Source organism: Prevotella sp. SGI.167, assembly GCF_050313615.1.
GTDB lineage: Bacteria > Bacteroidota > Bacteroidia > Bacteroidales > Bacteroidaceae > Prevotella.
In genome coordinates, this window is sequence record NZ_JBNPLT010000005.1 from 75176 (window position 1) to 93011 (window position 17836).

18 protein-coding genes and 1 tRNA gene are annotated in these 17836 nt (G+C 43.8%); 3 read left to right on the forward strand and 16 right to left on the reverse strand.

From position 1 onward, the window contains the following. Positions 1-6 precede the first annotated feature (6 nt). On the reverse strand, positions 7-954 hold the full coding sequence (locus ACQRBJ_RS04185) for a rhomboid family intramembrane serine protease (protein WP_295346952.1): 948 nt from the start codon (positions 952-954) through the stop codon (positions 7-9). Positions 955-1181: 227 nt separating this feature from the next. Between ACQRBJ_RS04185 and ACQRBJ_RS04190 the strand changes: the two genes are divergently transcribed. Further along, positions 1182-1457 (forward strand): HU family DNA-binding protein, encoded by a 276-nt coding sequence (locus tag ACQRBJ_RS04190; protein ID WP_153122011.1) that lies wholly within the window; start codon positions 1182-1184, stop codon positions 1455-1457. Positions 1458-1594: 137 nt separating this feature from the next. Here the strand turns inward: ACQRBJ_RS04190 and ACQRBJ_RS04195 are convergent, their stop codons facing one another. The 14 genes from ACQRBJ_RS04195 to xerA all read right to left on the reverse strand — a co-directional run bounded on the left by ACQRBJ_RS04195 (position 1595) and on the right by xerA (position 15233). Then, positions 1595-2398: a gluconate 5-dehydrogenase gene (locus tag ACQRBJ_RS04195; protein WP_295346951.1), complete on the reverse strand. Its 804-nt coding sequence runs from the start codon at positions 2396-2398 to the stop codon at positions 1595-1597. Between the two features lie 168 nt (positions 2399-2566). Continuing rightward, positions 2567-3382 carry a FecR family protein gene (locus tag ACQRBJ_RS04200; RefSeq protein ID WP_445302926.1) on the reverse strand — a complete coding sequence of 272 codons (816 nt, stop codon included), beginning with the start codon at positions 3380-3382 and terminating at the stop codon, positions 2567-2569. Positions 3383-3399: 17 nt separating this feature from the next. Next, positions 3400-4233 carry a hypothetical protein gene (locus ACQRBJ_RS04205; RefSeq protein ID WP_445302927.1) on the reverse strand — a complete coding sequence of 278 codons (834 nt, stop codon included), beginning with the start codon at positions 4231-4233 and terminating at the stop codon, positions 3400-3402. Between the two features lie 14 nt (positions 4234-4247). After that, on the reverse strand, positions 4248-5465 hold the full coding sequence (locus tag ACQRBJ_RS04210) for a DUF4249 domain-containing protein (RefSeq protein ID WP_295346948.1): 1218 nt from the start codon (positions 5463-5465) through the stop codon (positions 4248-4250). Between the two features lie 22 nt (positions 5466-5487). Next, on the reverse strand, positions 5488-8238 hold the full coding sequence (locus tag ACQRBJ_RS04215; RefSeq protein WP_445302928.1) for a TonB-dependent receptor: 2751 nt from the start codon (positions 8236-8238) through the stop codon (positions 5488-5490). Between the two features lie 24 nt (positions 8239-8262). Continuing rightward, positions 8263-8784, reverse strand: coding sequence for an RNA polymerase sigma-70 factor (locus ACQRBJ_RS04220; protein WP_445302929.1), 522 nt, complete (start codon positions 8782-8784; stop codon positions 8263-8265). An 84-nt stretch (positions 8785-8868) separates the two neighbouring features. Continuing rightward, positions 8869-8939, reverse strand: a tRNA-Gln gene (locus ACQRBJ_RS04225). A 66-nt stretch (positions 8940-9005) separates the two neighbouring features. Then, on the reverse strand, positions 9006-10307 hold the full coding sequence (gene tyrS / locus ACQRBJ_RS04230; protein WP_445302930.1) for a tyrosine--tRNA ligase: 1302 nt from the start codon (positions 10305-10307) through the stop codon (positions 9006-9008). A gap of 63 nt (positions 10308-10370) precedes the next feature. Continuing rightward, positions 10371-10625 carry a membrane protein insertion efficiency factor YidD gene (gene yidD, locus ACQRBJ_RS04235; protein ID WP_153122004.1) on the reverse strand — a complete coding sequence of 85 codons (255 nt, stop codon included), beginning with the start codon at positions 10623-10625 and terminating at the stop codon, positions 10371-10373. Then, positions 10622-11071 (reverse strand): ribonuclease P protein component, encoded by a 450-nt coding sequence (gene rnpA / locus ACQRBJ_RS04240; protein ID WP_445302931.1) that lies wholly within the window; start codon positions 11069-11071, stop codon positions 10622-10624. Before rnpA ends, yidD begins: the two co-directional genes overlap by 4 nt. A gap of 20 nt (positions 11072-11091) precedes the next feature. Beyond that, a complete protein-coding gene (locus ACQRBJ_RS04245) occupies positions 11092-11841 on the reverse strand; it encodes a uroporphyrinogen-III synthase (protein ID WP_153122002.1) in 750 nt (249 codons plus the stop codon). 6 nt (positions 11842-11847) lie between these two features. After that, entirely contained in the window at positions 11848-12876 is a 1029-nt protein-coding gene (locus tag ACQRBJ_RS04250; RefSeq protein ID WP_294971339.1) for a DUF4271 domain-containing protein, read from the reverse strand. A 20-nt stretch (positions 12877-12896) separates the two neighbouring features. Then, the gene (metK, locus tag ACQRBJ_RS04255) at positions 12897-14171 is read right to left on the reverse strand and encodes a methionine adenosyltransferase (protein ID WP_294971342.1); all 1275 of its coding nucleotides are present in this window, start codon (positions 14169-14171) and stop codon (positions 12897-12899) included. A gap of 147 nt (positions 14172-14318) precedes the next feature. Continuing rightward, positions 14319-15233, reverse strand: a complete 915-nt coding sequence (gene xerA / locus ACQRBJ_RS04260; RefSeq protein WP_445302932.1) for a site-specific tyrosine recombinase/integron integrase — start codon at positions 15231-15233, stop codon at positions 14319-14321. A gap of 133 nt (positions 15234-15366) precedes the next feature. Here xerA and aroQ point away from each other — a divergent pair, with 133 nt between their 5' ends. After that, the gene (gene aroQ, locus ACQRBJ_RS04265; protein ID WP_153121998.1) at positions 15367-15789 is read left to right on the forward strand and encodes a type II 3-dehydroquinate dehydratase; all 423 of its coding nucleotides are present in this window, start codon (positions 15367-15369) and stop codon (positions 15787-15789) included. Position 15790: 1 nt separating this feature from the next. Then, the gene (locus tag ACQRBJ_RS04270; RefSeq protein ID WP_295346941.1) at positions 15791-16456 is read left to right on the forward strand and encodes an O-methyltransferase; all 666 of its coding nucleotides are present in this window, start codon (positions 15791-15793) and stop codon (positions 16454-16456) included. Positions 16457-16590: 134 nt separating this feature from the next. Here ACQRBJ_RS04270 and ACQRBJ_RS04275 read toward each other — a convergent pair whose 3' ends face one another. After that, a complete protein-coding gene (locus tag ACQRBJ_RS04275; RefSeq protein WP_294971350.1) occupies positions 16591-17820 on the reverse strand; it encodes an FtsX-like permease family protein in 1230 nt (409 codons plus the stop codon). Positions 17821-17836: the final 16 nt, after the last annotated feature.

The following is a 17836-nucleotide window of genomic DNA, read 5'->3' on the forward strand; positions in this document are numbered from 1 at the left end:
ACGATATTACTTGTTGCTCTGGTCAAAGAGAGACTGTTTTTCCTCTTTGGTCAAACTATCATATCCACTTTTCCTTATCTTATCCAAGATACGGTCTATTTCCTCTTGAGAGACAACTTTCTCGTTGGTGGTACACTCTGCATCCTGCTCGTATTGAGAAGTATAAGAATCATTACGGGTATAGGTAAAGTTTCTCTTACCTGTATTACGTTTTCCGCCAAACATATTCTTTAACTTATCAAATGCATCAGCCGTATGAGAGCCGCCATAACCACCATCTACCTGCTTACGCCAATATCTAATCATAAAGAATCCAAATACCATACCTCCCAAATGGGCAATATGAGCAACACCATCACCTGTAGTTGCCAACGCAGAGAACAGTTCTATGGCTGCATAACCAATAACAAAATACTTAGCCTTGATTGGTATAGGCAACGGGAATATAAAAATACGCTCATTCGGATAAATCATACCAAAAGCCAACAAAATGGCATAGATTGCACCAGAAGCACCTACAGTAGTCCATTGATTAAGCACAGCAGAACTATTATGAGCAACTACAGTCAAATCAGAAAAAGACAATCCTGGCAACTGAGAAGAAGCTACGACATAGAACTGCACAGCCTGCGCAGCTTCCTGAAAAAGGCCCGCTCCCACGCCACATGCAATGTAATAAAAAAGGAATTTTTTCGGCCCCCATACTCGTTCTACAACACATCCAAACATCCACAAAGCAAACATATTAAAAATAATATGCTCAAAACCTCCATGCATAAACATGTAAGTAAACAACTGATAAATATGGAAATCAGATGCTAAAAAGAAATGAAGTCCCAGCAAATCATTGAGCACATAGCCGTCTGGTCCGTTCTTTCCCATCAAAAAACACACCAGAAAGGCAACAACATTCACTATCAGCAAATTCTTTGTAACTATTGGTATATTGCGCATAACTATAAACTTTCTTATTAATTAATTATCGAATATTTTTGTAATTTGGGGGCAAAATTACTAAAAATATCCGTGAAAACATCAAAAAATAAGCATATTACACTTAATTTTCGATAATTTCATCACTTTTCTGCTTTTTTTATTTGAACTTTCAAAGGAAAAAGCTATATTTGTAAGCAAAAAGGACAAAAAGGCAAAAATTACTAATCATTTAATAACGTAAAATTATGAACAAGACAGAATTGATTGACAAGATTGCAGCAGGTGCTGAGATTTCAAAGGAACAGGCTAAGGCAGCTCTCAATGCTACAACAAGCGCTTTGAAAGAAGCTCTCATCGCAGGTGACAAAATCCAGTTGGTAGGCTTCGGCACTTTCAGCGTAAACGAGCGTCCTGCACGTGAGGGTATCAACCCAGCAACTAAGGAGAAGATCCAGATTGCTGCCAAGAAGGTTGCAAAGTTCAAAGCTGGCGCTGAGTTGGCTGATGCACTCAATAAATAATTGTAAAGATTATTTTTAAACATAATAGGACTATCCTCACAGATAGCCTATTATTGTATATCATAAAAATCCCATCCTCGCAATTTGTGCAAGGATGGGATTTTTTATTTAACTAACCTTGTGATAGGGTCCTTATCTTATTTAGGCTGCTTGCCGATGTAAGCCAAGATACCACCATCTACATAAAGAATGTGACCATTGACTGCATTAGATGCTTCAGAAGCCAGGAACACAGCTGGACCTTCCAACTCCTCTGGTTCTAACCAGCGACCAGCTGGAGTCTTTGCACAGATGAAGCTGTCGAATGGATGACGACTACCATCTGCCTGACGTTCACGAAGAGGTGCTGTCTGTGGAGTTGCGATATAACCTGGGCCCAAGCCGTTACACTGGATATTGTACTCACCATACTCAGAGCAGATGTTACGAGTCAACATCTTCAAGCCACCCTTGGCTGCAGCGTATGCAGAAACGGTTTCACGACCCAGCTCGCTCATCATAGAGCAGATGTTGATAATCTTACCATGACCCTTCTTGATCATGCCTGGGATAACTGCCTTAGATACGATGAATGGTGCAGTAAGGTCGATGTCGATTACCTGCTTGAAGTCATCTATAGACATCTCTGTCATAGGAATGCGCTTGATGATACCAGCGTTGTTAACCAGGATGTCGATAACGCCGAGTTCCTTTTCGATGTCAGCAACCATGTTCTTCACCTGCTCCTCATCAGTTACATCGCAGATATAACCCTTGGCATCAATACCCTTAGCCTTATAATCAGCAAGAGCCTGATCCATGTGATGCTGGCTGCGGCAGTTGAAAGCAATTTTAGCACCTGCCTTGGCATAAGCCTCAGCAATAGCGAAACCGATACCGTATGCGGCACCTGTCACGAGGGCAACCTTACCCTCCAATGAGAATAGTTTGTTAAAGTCCATACTTTTATATATTTATCAATTGTTTGATTTGTTACGAGGGCAAAGATACAAAATTATTTTGAATCTCGCTCTTAATCAATACGAAAGATGCGACCTTTTTACTTATTTTCTCATTTTATTGACTACTTTTCATAAGTTAGTCCCTTTTTGCGATGCTTTATCCAACACTTATTGTATCTGAACACCCAATGTTTCTTCTATTACCTGGATAACCTGTGGGATGGAATCTGTTTCGAAATCACCCGTCAGACGCTTACTCTCATCAGAAGCCGTATATCTTGTGCCTGATAATTTAGAAAGTTCCTTCAATACTTCGGATAATGGAGTATTGTCGAAATGCAGTCGATGCGTAGCCCATGCCACATCATTGATATCATAATCAGCCAACAACTCAGGCTGGACAGCTCCTTTCAACAGACGTGCCCGCTTGCCTTTAATCAGGAAGACACCTTCAGCAGAACTGCGAGCCGTGAAAAGCACCTTTCCACTGGTTACCATTACTTCGGGAACATCCGTTCTTTCATCCACCATAAACTGGGTACCGAGCACTCTTACATGTCCATGCTCTCCCATCACATCGAAAGGATGCTGTTCATCATGCTTCACCTGATAATAGATGCAGCCCTTCATCTCCACCTTTCTGCAATCATCTTCCTGATAGGAAAGAGAAGAATGAGGCATCAACGATACCTTCGTTCCATCAGGCAGATGATATGCCACTACTTCCGATTCGGCAGAAAGCGTCACCGTCTTTGGCTGCAAAAGCGTATAGGCGCCTATGGTGAAGAGCACCAGAATAGATGCAGCCACAGCTATCCAGCGGATGCGACGCATGCGTAAAGATACAGTTGCTGCATGCGAAATCTCTTCATCAGCAATGCCTGCCCGAGCCTTCACCTTCTGCAAGGCCTTTCTGGTATCCAGCTTGCCCGACTGAAAATACTTCAGCACAAAATCCTGTTCATTCTTGTTGATCTTCATCATAGAATCCCTTTCTTCCTTTAAAATTGTCCTGTAATAGATGCAAAGAGCGTATTGGTGTGCTTATACTTCTCGATGCCATTATATCGCTTACCCTTCGTATAGCGGATATTGTTTCTGCCATTTTCGATATTGAAGTCGCTTGTCAGCCATCCCAAAGATAGAAACACGTCGCCCGAACGGAAGGTCAAAGCCGACTTGATGCGCCAAGCCAGCCATTTTCCGCCATGATTCCTCACAGTTCGGGTAGTTACATTGCCATAAAGCTCATCTGTATAAGATGCAGGATGCCCCACACCTTGTGCGTCCTTGATTTCGGTAAACTTCACCTTATCATTACAAAATGGCGTGATGCAGAGTCCAGGCTCGCAATGCAGCATCAAGCCCGCAGCACGACGCTTGCTCAACCACAAGGTAGGAGTACGAAAAGCCAAACCTGGTGTCAGGTTGATTTTAATAACCCTCTTCGGATCATATTCATCATCCTCATAACGGTCTATCAAGGGTCTATCCCCGTGGTTATCGTTCCATTCTATTCCACAGGAAACACCGACATAGGTCAGGGGATAATAGGCAAATGTCAACTCAACCATGTAGCTACTTTCATTGGCATCACAGAATCCGCCCGTAATACCAGACTCATAGCGCAGCAATTTGGTATCCTGCTTTCGCTTCATGCGATTGATCATCTCCACACGCTGTTCAAAAGTCATAGAATCCTTCACCGCTTCCATGGTATCATTCAAGATACGATAACCCGTATTCTTCTTCTGAACAGAAACATCAGAACCTTGTGCCTTGCCGGCAATGGCAAAGCACAAGGTACCTAAAATGATAAAAAGACTTCTTTTCATACTCCTCACCTTTTTTATTTGGTATATATTCCGCCTTGATTATCCGATGGTGCCGATGGCAATGGAGCGATATACTTCGAAGCTTCACAGACATTAAATCCTGCCACTACACCGAAACCACCTTTTACGTTCGAATAAGTAGGTGTCACCTGCATCAATCCAGCGTCCGCCCAACTATTGCTCTGCGCATCGTTAATGCTCTTCAAGAAGCGATAGTACTCTGGAGTAACCTTGCAAAGTTGTACATTATAAGTAAAGCCAAACAAACGGTCCCAACCATCATACGTGTGCCAATAAGAATCATTACTGTTCACTTCCAAATGCATCGTATAGGTCTGTCCATTTATCGTCCGGTCATTGAAGATATAAACATCATCAAAGTATTTGTATTCGTCAAAGCCGAAATCATTATCCAACTCTGACTTCTTGTTAATCAATGGCTCACTGGTGGTCACCATCTCAGGCCAAACGATATTTGATGCCAAACTATCAAAACACCATTCATATTCATCCTCCCTACCCAAATAATTAAGATAATCTTGGTAATTATTAACATAAACATCATGTTGCCATCTATTGCCTTCTTTGGGAACACCTTTCAAGTTTCCATATTTCTGCTTGCGAGTTACCTTCACAGAATAATAATCCGTGGTTGAAGCTGGGTCACTAAAAGTCGCTTCCAACTTATCTACCGAGAAATAAACATCATGATCCGACGATTTCTCTTGCAAGTGGATGTCACCTATATTTACATCAACCTTCTCAGGAATGGAAGTCGAAGCAAAAACCTCGGAGAGACCATCTGCCGACACCTGGACCTCAATCTTATCTCCTGCCTTCTGCTTTCCTACGGCATAATACTGTCCTATTAGAGTAGAAAGAAACCAACTATCGGAAACTTGAGAAAAGGACTGCGCTTCCTTTATGTTTTCGATACGTTTCACCTCCTGTGGCATCCCATTTACCTTATATACGACACTTGCATCCACGGGCAAGCGTGATTGGGTATCTATATCTCCTTTGAACGAAGAAACGGGCAAGCTTTTCGTTACAACAATAAGTGTGGTGTCTCCCTCCGTAGGAAAACAATAAAGTACCAATCGGGGAGTATCTTGCAGCTTCTTTACATCAAAATCATCTATGCAAGAAGAAAAGACCACGCTCATCAAAAAGAAGAACAGTCCCCATCTCCAACTTACATTGATTTTTATTCTTCTATGATTTGTATTCATATACAATGAAATTTCTTTTGTTTTAAAACTTGATAGTATAGCTAAATGAAGGTATTATTGGAATAAATCCCTTGTTTTTCGCCTCAAACTGCTGCGTAACCTCATTATAGTCCACCTTGACGTACATCGAGTTGAGATGGCAATAAGCATTATAGATGCTCAAATTCCAAATGCGCTCATGTCCATGCTTGGTGACATGACGGAAATCGAATCCCAAGTCCAAGCGATGATAAGCTGGAAGCGTCAAATTATTGGGGATGGCATAGACATAAGAGGCGGAATTCCACCAATTCCCGTAATACTTGCCTTCTTGATCTGGCAAGCTTGGCAATGCCGCCAACTGGGTTGGCACCGTGGCATGATTGCCCGTGTGATAGTTCCAGACCGCAAAGCAACTCACCTTCTTGTTAAACGCATATCGCAAGGACAGATTCAACTTATGGCGGTTGTCAAACTTGTCGTAATACCAATCCTGATAGAAGTCATCATACTTTCGCTTGTTCCAAGAGAGCGTATAAGAACCACTCAAGGTCAGATGATTGGTGCGATAAGTGGCATCAGCCTCAACGCCATAGAAGAGCCCCTTGCCATCCATCACTTGCGAATCCCAATGCTCAGCAGGCGGCTCTATGCCTACCCAACTGCTGTATTGAAGCAGATGCTTGGACAACTTGTAATACCCTTCGAGCGACAGAAGCCAATGGCGGTTGGGCTGGGCATAGATTCCTGCCGCAAACTGATAAGAACGCATTGGCTTCAGATTTTGGGTAGTCGGTACCCAATAATCTGTAGGCAAGGACAAGTAGCTGTTAGAAACCTTATGCACATACTGGGTCATCTGAGTAAAGGAAGCCTTCAGCGACACCTCATTGCTCAGTTGATATTTCAGGGCAAAACGTGGGTCGATATTCAAGAAGTTCTTATTACTGATATGAAAAAGGGCCATATTGAAGCCAACATTCATACTCCAGTTGCGGTTGATATTGATTTCATCCTCTGCGTATGCCGTCCACTCATGCGCCACATGACGATTACTACTATTCATTCGGATGGTATCAACTTGGGCTGATGCATTTCCCTCATATCCAGTATAATCCAATTGCATAGCTGTCTGGGGGCGAAAGAGATGCATCGTATAGTCGCTTCCAAAACGGAAATGATGACGAGGGTTCGGACGGTAATCGAATGCCAGACGATAGCCCGCATCATAAATCGTTGAGGTATAACCATGCTCCAAGTGAGTGACAGAAGTGGCATTCTCTCCCGATGGACTGATGTAACGATCATCATCCAAGGAATACAACTTGGAACGATTATGGGAATACACCGCAGTAATGTTTGAGAAGAGCTTCGGAGAGAACAAGTAGTTCCAGTTGAGTGCTACATTAAAGTTTCCCCAATCCAGCTGCGACTTCGTCAAATCCTTGTCATAGATTTGGTTGGGTTGATACCCATCCGCCTTACTTTCATCATAATCATCCTTCACGTCCCAACTGTCCTTGCCGTGATAAAGACTCAAGTCTATTTTCGAACGGTCGCTGAACCGATGGGTTACCTTGGCATTCAAATCCATAAAGTAATAACCTATCGAAAGTTTCTCGTCTGGCTCAGAGAAAGCCTTGGTCAAGGGACGGGACAGCAGATCCAACCAGGAACGGCGCATACCTATATTATAAGAGGTCTTGCCTTTCCGGATAGGTCCCTCAAACTGCACACTGGCATCGAGCAGTCCGATGCGATAGGCACCATGAAACTGATTCATGTTTCCATCGGCAGTACGCACATCCACCACCGACGACAATCTTCCACCATATCGTGCAGGAAAGCCACTCTTGTAGAAATCCACGTTCTTCACCACATCGGCATTGAAACTGGAGAAAAGACCCAGCGCATGATTCGTATCATAAAGCGGAGTACCATCTATCAGATAAAGATTCTCGTCGCCATTACCACCATGCACATAGAGTCCGCTTGCCAACTCCTGTCCTTCTGCCACTCCACTCACGCGCTGCAGGGTTTTCACCACATCAGGCGAAGACATCAGGGCGAACTCGGTTTTGATATCCTTGTTCGAAAAGGAGCGCTTACCGGTTTGCGTGGTAAGAAGCGGAGAGTTCAAATCGCCATCTACCACCACCTCAGGCAATTTAGCATCAACACGGAGCGCCATATTATGATGCATATCTTTCGAGAGATTCACTTTCTCCACCTTGTCGGCATAGCCCACATACGAAAAGCGGAGTTGGTGCTCGCCCTCGGGCAGGGTAAGCGAAAAGAAACCATATTCATTGGATGTTGTACCGATGCCATCCGTCAGATCATAGATGGTGGCATTGATCAGCGATTCGCCACTCTCGTCACGGACATATCCGCTGAGAGTGTGGCGACGCTGAACCTGCTGAACTTTGTGATTGATATTCGTGTAAGATGTAGATATTTGTTGTATGGGTTTTCGCTTCAATATCACATAGTTCGCATTGATAGTATATAGAATATGAGTTTTCTCGAAAAGCACCTTCAGTGCCTTCTTCACCGAAAGATGCTGGATATCTGGTCCATGATACTTGATGTTCAAATCCCCATCAAGCGATGAATCATAAACGAAGTTGATTTTTCTGGTGCGGTGCAGCCAATCCATCTGCTGACGGATGGTGGTAGAAGTCTGAGCCTCCACCATCATCTTCGGCGTACCTGCCAACGTTGGTGTTGGCAAGGCAAGAATTGAGAGCGCAAAAATAAACTCTTTACCTTTCATAACTGTACTTTTATTCATTCTTTTATTGCTATAACGCAAGAATTACAGAATACCCCCATGGATGAAAGGTAAAATATAGCAAAAATCTGCAAGAAAATCCTCTTTCTTGCCTCGCAAGGTCTTTAAAGCCTTGGAAATCTGATGCTCCACGGTCTTTTCCGACAGGTCCAGTTCCTCGGCAATCTCCCGATAAGTCATGCCATCACGCTTGCTCATCAGGAAGATTTCCCTGCATCGTTCGGGTAATAGCTCGATAGCCGTCCACAGTTCCGCCTCCCGGAAAGAACTTTCCTGCGCCTGATTATCAGAGATTGTGCCGCTCAAATCAGAAGGAGAAATCTCCGTATCTATCGGAGACTGGCGGCGCAACCGGTCGATGCAGGCATTACGCACAGAGGTATATAAGAAAGCCTTGATGTTTTCCGGCATGATGCTCCTGCTTATCAATTTCACAAAACAATCCTGCACTACATCTTCAGCCTCATCGATATCATGCAGATAATGAGTGGCATAAAGACATAGTGGACGATAATGCTGCTGAAATATCAAGTCTATCTCTTGCATAAACCTTTTCTACCTAAACTAAACTCTTATATAACAAAATAACCCTCCAAATCCGCAAAGACTTGAAGGGTTATTTATGACCTGTTGTCCCAGGCGGATTCGAACCACCACTGACAGAACCAAAAACTGTAGTGCTACCATTACACCATAGGACAAGCAAATCGGCTACAAAGGTAGTGGAATTTTTCTCCACTACCAAATATTTTCAATACTTTTAACGATTACTTAACGGTAATCAAGAAGTAGTTCTTCTTACCTTTCTGAACCAAAAGATACTTGCCGTCAATCAGGTCATCAGCAGTGATTACCTGGTCGAAAGCTGCGAGTTTCTCCTTGTTGAGTGAAACGCCACCACCCTTAACGAGCTTGCGCATCTCGCTCTTACTTGGGAAGATCTGCATACCTTCCTGGTTGAAGAGGTCAACAGCAGTACCACCGAGCAAGTTCTTGTCGAGGTCGTAGTGAGGTACATTAGCGAAAACATCGTTCAATGTAGCCGCATCGAGCTGTGCCAAGTTCTCCTTGGTAGCCTTACCGAAGAGGATGTTGCTGGCTGCGATAGCCATATCCAAGTCCTCCTGAGAGTGAACCATCACGGTAACCTCCTCAGCCAGACGCTTCTGGAGTACACGGCGACCTGGATCCTGCTTGTGCTCCTCTACGAGGGCATCGATAGTCTCCTTATCAAGGTCGGTAAAGATCTTGATATACTTCTCAGCGTCGTCATCGCTTACGTTCAACCAGAACTGGTAGAAAGCATAAGGAGTAGTACGGTTTCGATCCAACCAGATGTTACCGCTCTCTGTCTTACCGAACTTCTTGCCGTCTGCCTTGGTAATCAATGGGCAAGTGAGGCAGAAGCACTCTGCATCGTTACCCAATGTACGGTGAATCAGCTCTGTACCGGTAGTCATGTTACCCCACTGGTCATTACCTCCCAGCTGGAGGCGCACGCCATACTTCTCATACTGATAGAGGAAGTCGTAGCCCTGAAGCAACTGATAAGTGAACTCTGTGAAAGACAAACCGTCACGAGCCTCACCATTCAAACGCTTCTGCACGCTATCCTTCGCCATCATATAGTTAACAGTAATGTGCTTACCTACCACACGAGCGAAGTCGAGGAAGGTGAAGTCCTTCATCCAGTCGTAGTTGTTTACCAACTCAGCCTTGTTAGGCTCATTACCATCAAAATCAAGGAACTTAGCCACCTGTTTTTTGATAGCTTCCTGGTTATGATAGAGAGTCTCAGAGTCGAGAAGATTACGCTCCTGGCTTTTGCCAGAAGGGTCGCCAATCATACCTGTAGCACCTCCAACGAGGAGATAAGGTTTGTGACCACAACGCTGCAAGTGACGCAACATCATGATACCGCAAAGGTGACCGATGTGCAGAGAGTCTGCAGTAGGGTCTGTTCCGAGATAGGCAGACACCATGTGGGTGTTAAGGTATTCCTCAGTACCTGGCATAATCTGCGCCAGCATACCACGCCATTTCAATTCTTCAACAAAATTTTTTGCCATCGAATGTGATTTCTTTATATATTATATAATATGTATATGGGGCCCAACGATACAGTCGGAAACTTACGGCACGGGGTCATAGCCCGAACCACCCCAAGGGTTGCATCTCAAGATACGCCATATAGCCAAAGCAAGTCCTTTGAAAGGACCATGCTTCAGAATGGCTTGTCTCGCATATTCTGAGCAAGTGGGCTGAAAGCGGCACGATGGTGGCGTATAAGGGGTTATGCACTTCTGATAGAAGATGATTGGTAGCAACAATCCCCACATCAATGCTTTTTTTATACCAAGCATTAAAGAATGCAACAACTTTCTCATAAACCAGGCTCAGCACAAGATGATTTCTTCACTCCCGTTTCATTTTGCAATTTCTCAACCAATCGCTTCATCTGCTGATGCATCTTGGCATTGATTTCAGCCGATTCATGCAATTTTCCATCTTGCCAAATGAAAGCCACAAGCAATTGTTTACCAGACAGGTCCTTCATCTGTTCTTCCAAAGCCATCTTGTTATAGCGGAAAGCCTCACGAATTTGTCGCTTCACTCTATTACGTTTAACAGCTCGCTTAAAAAAGCGTTTGGAAACACTGATCAGTACCTGCACCGACTGCTCCTGCTCTTCCTTTTTGTCTACCAGTAAATATACCATTCGTATAGGCCATGCCGTCATAGCCTTGGCATGTCCCTTAAAGAGCAAATCTATCAGCAGATGCTTGCATAGATGCTCGTTTTTTCCGAATGTGTATATTCCTTGATCCGACATATTTACAATTCTCTAATAATCTATTTATTATGACGTTTCAGATAATCCTTCAGCGCTCCTGTCATAGAAGGGAATTCCTTGGTAGGAGCCTCCAAGTCAAGGCGGAGATTTTCATCTGCCACAGTCTTGGCTGTAGCTGGTCCAAAAGCAGCCAAGGCTATATTGCCCTGTTCAAACTTAGGGAAATTCTTCTTGAGGGCCTTTACACCTGTTGGACTGAAGAAAACCATCATGTCATAGTCGAAGTTCTTTATCTCCTCTTCAGTAAAATCATTACTTACAGTACGATACATCACACACTCTGTGTGCTTCAACTTCTTCTCATCAAGCAAGTCCTTGATATCATCATTATGAACGCAGCTCAATGGAACAAGATACTTTTCGGTCTTATGACGAGCCATCTGTGCCATCAAACCGTCAATCTTACCTGTATCGCCAAAGAAAACCTTGCGCTTACGATACTGCACGTACTTCTGGATGTAGAGCGCAATCGTCTCGATGACACAAAAGTATTTCATGTCTTCAGGGATGGTAATGCGCATTTCTTTTGCCAACTTAAAATAGTTGTCTACTGCATGGCGTGAAGTAAATACCACGGCAGTATAGTCTAACAGATTAATCTTCTGCTGACGGAATTCCTTAGCTGTAAGTCCCTCAACCTTAAAGAATGGGCGGAAAACACATTCCACGCCGAATTCCTTTTCAATATCAAAATAAGGAGACTTCTCACTTGCTGGTTTGGGTTGAGAAACTAAAATCTTCTTTACCATTTTGTCTTAAAAGTTTATTTTCAGATAATGACTTATCAATACGAGTCCACCCCATAGGGCAAACAACGGTACCACTTCGAGGGCACAAAAGTACAAAAATATTTGCAAAAACACACCATTTCTTTTAAAAAAGATTAGATATGTCTTGTAAAACGATAATATTTTAACTATTCCTAGTACTACTAGCGTATAAATGACCGCCACCTGAAGCGAAAAATCAAAATACGACAGCAGCATCACCATAGGGAACAAAGCCACCCCTTCACAGGATATCAGAAAGAGGTAAGCTTTAAGCCATTGTACATTTTTTTTCTTATCAAAGAACACCCAACCCGATATGCTATAGAGGATTGCCTTCATTAGGAAATATCCTCCCACGCATCCCGCATATATACTTATCACCTGATATTGCTCGATGGTAAAAGTATCGCTGATAGAAGCCTTGGAATAGATGAAATATCCTATAGCTATCAGGAGACACGTCTGCAATACGAAGAAGAACTGGAATCTGATTTCATTGCTTGTTTCCGATATCTCAGTTGTTCCCAACGATGGGGTACGGAAAAAAGTCTTTGCCTGCCGCAGAATGAGTTGCTTGGTTTTAGCGAATGCCACACAAGCCATCACAAAACAGAGCAACAGGAGCGAGGTAATGAAATTATCTCCTGCCACCGTATAGGGTACAGGATCTCCCGCAACACCTAATCGGCCACCTTTCAGTTCTGGGTGAAACAATGAATCCTTAGAAAAGAATGATTCGCGATAATACTGTGGTAAACTGACATCACGAAAACTCTTTCCTGGTTTATGTCCTGGTAGATGCAACGTGTCGGGCATTTCGCTCCAGTGTATTTGACTAGGTTTAATGTGCGCGCGTATCATTGAATCTTGCTGAGCAGGGGTTGCATTCTTTGGCAGCCAACTCAGCACCTGTTTGGGTGTGAGTTGGCTGCCATGTTGCTTCTGCACCTGCTGCTGTTCTGCAGCCTCAAGTGCTGTTTCTGCTGTCAATATCGAATCTGCTTGTTGCACCATTCTTTATATTTATCCTTTCCTTATAGTCCGAATGCTTTCTTTATTTCGTTTACCTTGTCAAGTTTCTCCCATGTGAAAAGTTCAACCTTCATGGTCTTTGCCTCATGGTAACGGCTGGTGAAGGTTTTCTCTACTACTTCGTTCTTACGTCCCATGTGACCATAAGCAGCAGTCTCAAAGAACATTGGCTGGCGCAATTTCAATTGGCGCTCAATAGCCTTTGGACGGAGGTCGAACATCTCGGCAATCTTCTTGGCGATTTCACCATCTGTCATATTCACATGACTTCTGCCATAAGTGTTCACATAGATGCTTACAGGTTCTGCCACGCCGATAGCATAACTTACCTGTACCAACATTTCGTCTGCAACACCAGCTGCTACCATATTCTTGGCGATATAACGAGCTGCATAAGCAGCAGAACGGTCTACCTTACTAGAGTCCTTACCAGAGAAGGCACCACCACCATGAGCACCCTTACCGCCATAGGTATCTACGATAATCTTACGACCTGTAAGACCAGTATCTCCATGAGGACCACCAATAACGAACTTACCTGTTGGATTTACAAAGTATTTGATATCATCGTTGAAGAGAGCCAACACCTTATCGCTCAAGTGTGTCTTGACACGTGGAATCAAGATATTGAGCACATCCTCACGAATCTTAGCCAGCATAGCCTCATCGTCATCCTCACCATTTTCCTTCTTGATGAAATCATCATGCTGGGTAGAAACAACGATGGTATCGATGCGCTGTGGAATATTATCATCAGAGTACTCGATAGTAACCTGACTCTTGGAGTCTGGACGAAGATAAGTCATCACCTTGCCTTCCTTACGGATATCAGCAAGTACTCGCATGATGAGCTGTGCCAGGCCAAGTGATACAGGCATGTAGTTTTCGGTTTCATTAGTAGCATAACCGAACATCATACCCTGGTCACCAGCACCCTGATTCTCATCTTCCTCACGACATACGCCACGGTTGATGTCATCACTCTGCTCATGAATAGCAGTAAGAATACCGCAAGAATCACCATCGAACTGATATTCGCTCTTGGTATAACCAATCTTCTTGATGGTCTTGCGTGCTATAGTCTGCAAGTCTACGTATACATTAGAACGCACCTCGCCCATGATGACAACCTGACCAGTAGTACAAAAGGTCTCAATTGCACAGTGTGAATGGTCATCGTATGCCAGGAACTGGTCTAGCAATGCGTCTGAAATCTGATCAGATACTTTATCTGGATGCCCTTCAGAAACTGATTCTGATGAAAACAAATATGCCATATTTTCTCCTTTATTTTCTATTAATTATTGATATTCATTTATTTGCGGCTGCAAAGTTACGCATTTTTTTTCAGATTCTGCTATTTTCTATAGAAAAAACGAGCATTCTGAGGACCATGTGACTACATTTTCCTCAGAATGCCCGATTTACTTCTTGATATTACGTGGATGGTGTTTCAATATAGCTTCACGAAGGTCGGAAGTTTCTATATGAGTATAGACTTCTGTCGTCCCGATATCCTCATGTCCAAGCAAGTCCTGTATAACTCTGAGATCAGCCCCTCCCTTCAACAGAGCTGTGGCGAAACTGTGTCGCAGAGTATGCGGCGAAATCGTTTTTTTGATACCGGCATCCTGTGCTGTCTGCTTGATCATGACAAGGATCATGGTGCGTGTGAGATGGGCACCTCTACGGTTCAGGAACACATAGTCTTCTTCGCCAGGTTTTATCTTCATGAGATTCCGGTCAATATACCATAAGTTGATCTCCTTCAATGCCTTACCCGAGATAGGCACAAGTCGTTCCTTGCTTCCCTTTCCAAGAACACGGATAAACTTTTCTTCCTCAAACACATCACTTTTCTTGAGGTAAACCAACTCAGACACCCGAAGACCGCAAGAGAAGAGAGTTTCTATAATCGCCTTGTTGCGCTGTCCTTCCCATTTGGATAAGTCAATGGCACCTTCCAGGGCATCCACTTCTTCCACGGAAAGATACTCAGGCAAGTGCTGTCCTATCTGAGGAGATGGCAAGAGTTCCGTAGGATCATCCTTTATAAAACCGTCGAGTACCAGAAAGCGATAGAAAGAACGCACGCCACTCAGAATACGGGCTTGCGAACGGGCTCCTATCTTCTTATCATGCAAGCTGGCAGAAAAGGTTTCCAAATCTTCCAATCTCATTTCCAGAAGCGACTTGTCATTCTCTTCTCCATATTCTATCAGGAATTGCAGATCATGACGATATGCCTCAAGCGTATTGAGCGAGTAGCTGCGCTCCAACTTGAGGTACCTCATATAATTCCTGATAAAATCATTACCCATTTTCTTGTCTGTTTCCATTTTTATTCTTACCTTTGCATCTGAAAGCAGAGAATTGATGCTCTTTGTCTTTTCTTCATTCAAGACATCGAGTCTGCTCTCTGCCGCAAAGATACAAAAAAATATTGATTTAGAAAATAAAAATCGATTGTTTATGAAAATACAAATCATCAATGGTCCAAACCTGAACCTCTTAGGTGTTCGTGAACCAGGCATTTATGGCAGCAATTCTTTCGAGAGTTACTTACCTCAGTTAAAGGCTAAATATCCTGATGTTGAGATAGATTACTATCAGAGCAACATCGAGGGTGAGCTTATCAACAAATTACAGGAAGTGGGATTCTCTTACGATGGAGTAGTTCTCAATGCAGGTGCCTATACCCATACAAGTATTGCCTTGCAAGACTGCATCCGGAGTTTGAAATGTCCTTGCGTTGAGGTTCACATCTCCAACGTGCACAAACGTGAAGAGTTCCGCCATCATTCTTATATTTCCTGCGCTTGCCTCGGAGTCATCTGCGGTTTCGGTCTGGCTTCTTACGACCTTGCCATTGCAGGAATCATAGCCAATCAATAATATGACAGAGACAGAACTTATCGACAAATACATCTGCCAGCATATTGAGCCAGAAGGCGATTATCTATACCGTCTTTACCGGGCCACGAATATCCACACCATCCACGGCCGTATGGCAAGTGGTCACATTCAGGGTCGTCTGCTCAAGATGCTTGTACAGATGATACGTCCTGAAAATATTCTGGAAGTAGGCACTTTCAGCGGCTATAGCGCCATCTGTCTGGCGCAGGGGCTGCAGGAAGGCGGCAAGTTATACACTTTCGAAATCAACGACGAGATGGAAGATTTCACCCGTCCCTGGATAGAAGGTTCGGATGTTGCCGACAAAATAGACTTCCGCATCGGAGATGCCAATGTAGAAGCACCCAAGCTGGGAGTGATGTTCGACATGGCTTTTGTGGATGGCGACAAGCGCACCTATATTGAGACATACGAAATGGTGATGAAGATTCTGAACCCTGGCGGATATATCCTTGCAGATAACACATTATGGGATGGACATGTTATTGACCCTGCCTACGACCGTGACCATCAGACCAAGGGCATCCGTGCCTTCAACGACCTGATTGCCAACGACCCCCGTGTAGAAGTGGTGATTCTGCCGCTGCGCGATGGTTTGACACTCATCAGAAAAAATAAGAATAAAAAAGAAGAGGGGGTGTCATAAATATCTTGCTTAGGGTATAGATAAGGCACGGATTACATGGATTTATGCTGCTAATGTAAGTAAAGCGATTATCATCTCATAAAAAATCCGTGTAATCCGTGCCTAAAAACAGCAAAGGACAAAATTTCTTTCTATTAACTCAAAAGTCTTTTACTCAATGCCCGTACCGGATACCATACGGCAAGCCATCCCACGGCGATGACCGTAACAAAGATGATAGCCACATCTGTATAATGTACGCTGACCGGATAAGCATCCACGATAAACGAGCCTTCCGATTCACCCAGGCGAACGAAACCATACTGCTGCTGTAAGAGACAAAGCAACAATCCCAATCCGATACCTATCACGGCACCAATCACGGCAATCATACGTCCTTCGAAAAGGAAGACTCTCGTAATCTGCTTATCATTGGCACCCAGATTCCTCAACGTCACCACATCATTCTTCTTGTCAATGATGAGCATCGACAACGAGCCGATGATATTGAAGCAAGCCACCACCAGGATAAAGGTCAGGAAGATATATGCCATCAATTTTTCTATCGACATAATCTTAAAAGTATCTTCCTGCTGTTCAAAGCGGTCGAGCACCTTATACTTGGTACCGGCTATCTTCTGCATCTCTGCCTTGACGGCATTCAAATCGCTTCCTTCCTTCAAACGGATTTCCAGATCGGAGAGCATTCCTTGCTGTCCGAAGAGATTGCGTGCGAAGGCTATGGAGGTTACGATGTAGTTCTTGTCATATTTCGACTGCCTTACCGAGAAAAGCACACCAGGCGAATTGAGCGAATCGGCAACAAAGCCCTCTCCAGGATTCGACAAATCCAACTGTCCTTCTTTCTTTGGAGCATAAATCTTGAGATAACCATCCCATTGAGCTCCGATACCCATGGTTTGCGCCAGCCTGATACCCAGGATACCATACTCCAGGTTTGCCGCATGAAGAGAGTAAGTGCCGTCTCCATACAAGATATCAGTAATGTGCGACAACTCTGAGAAGTTATCTTCCACACCCTTAATCTTAACCATAGCCTGCTTGCCCTGATAGATAGCCAACGCCTGATCCTCTACGGTTTCCGTAGCCACATCCACTTCTGGCAGCAAGCGAATCTGGGTTAGAATGGGATCATCAGAAGGGGCTGTCTTTCCCTCCACAGGCACAACCTTGAGCTGTGGGTCAAAACTCGTAAAGAGCGATGCCACCAGGTCATGAAAACCGTTAAACACGCTCAATACAATAACCAAAGCCATCGTAGCCACAGCCACACCAATCACAGAGATAGAACTGATCACGTTGATAACGTGTGTGCTCTTCTTTGAGAAAAGATACCTACGAGCTATAAAGAATGGAAAATTCATTTGTCTTTTTACCTTT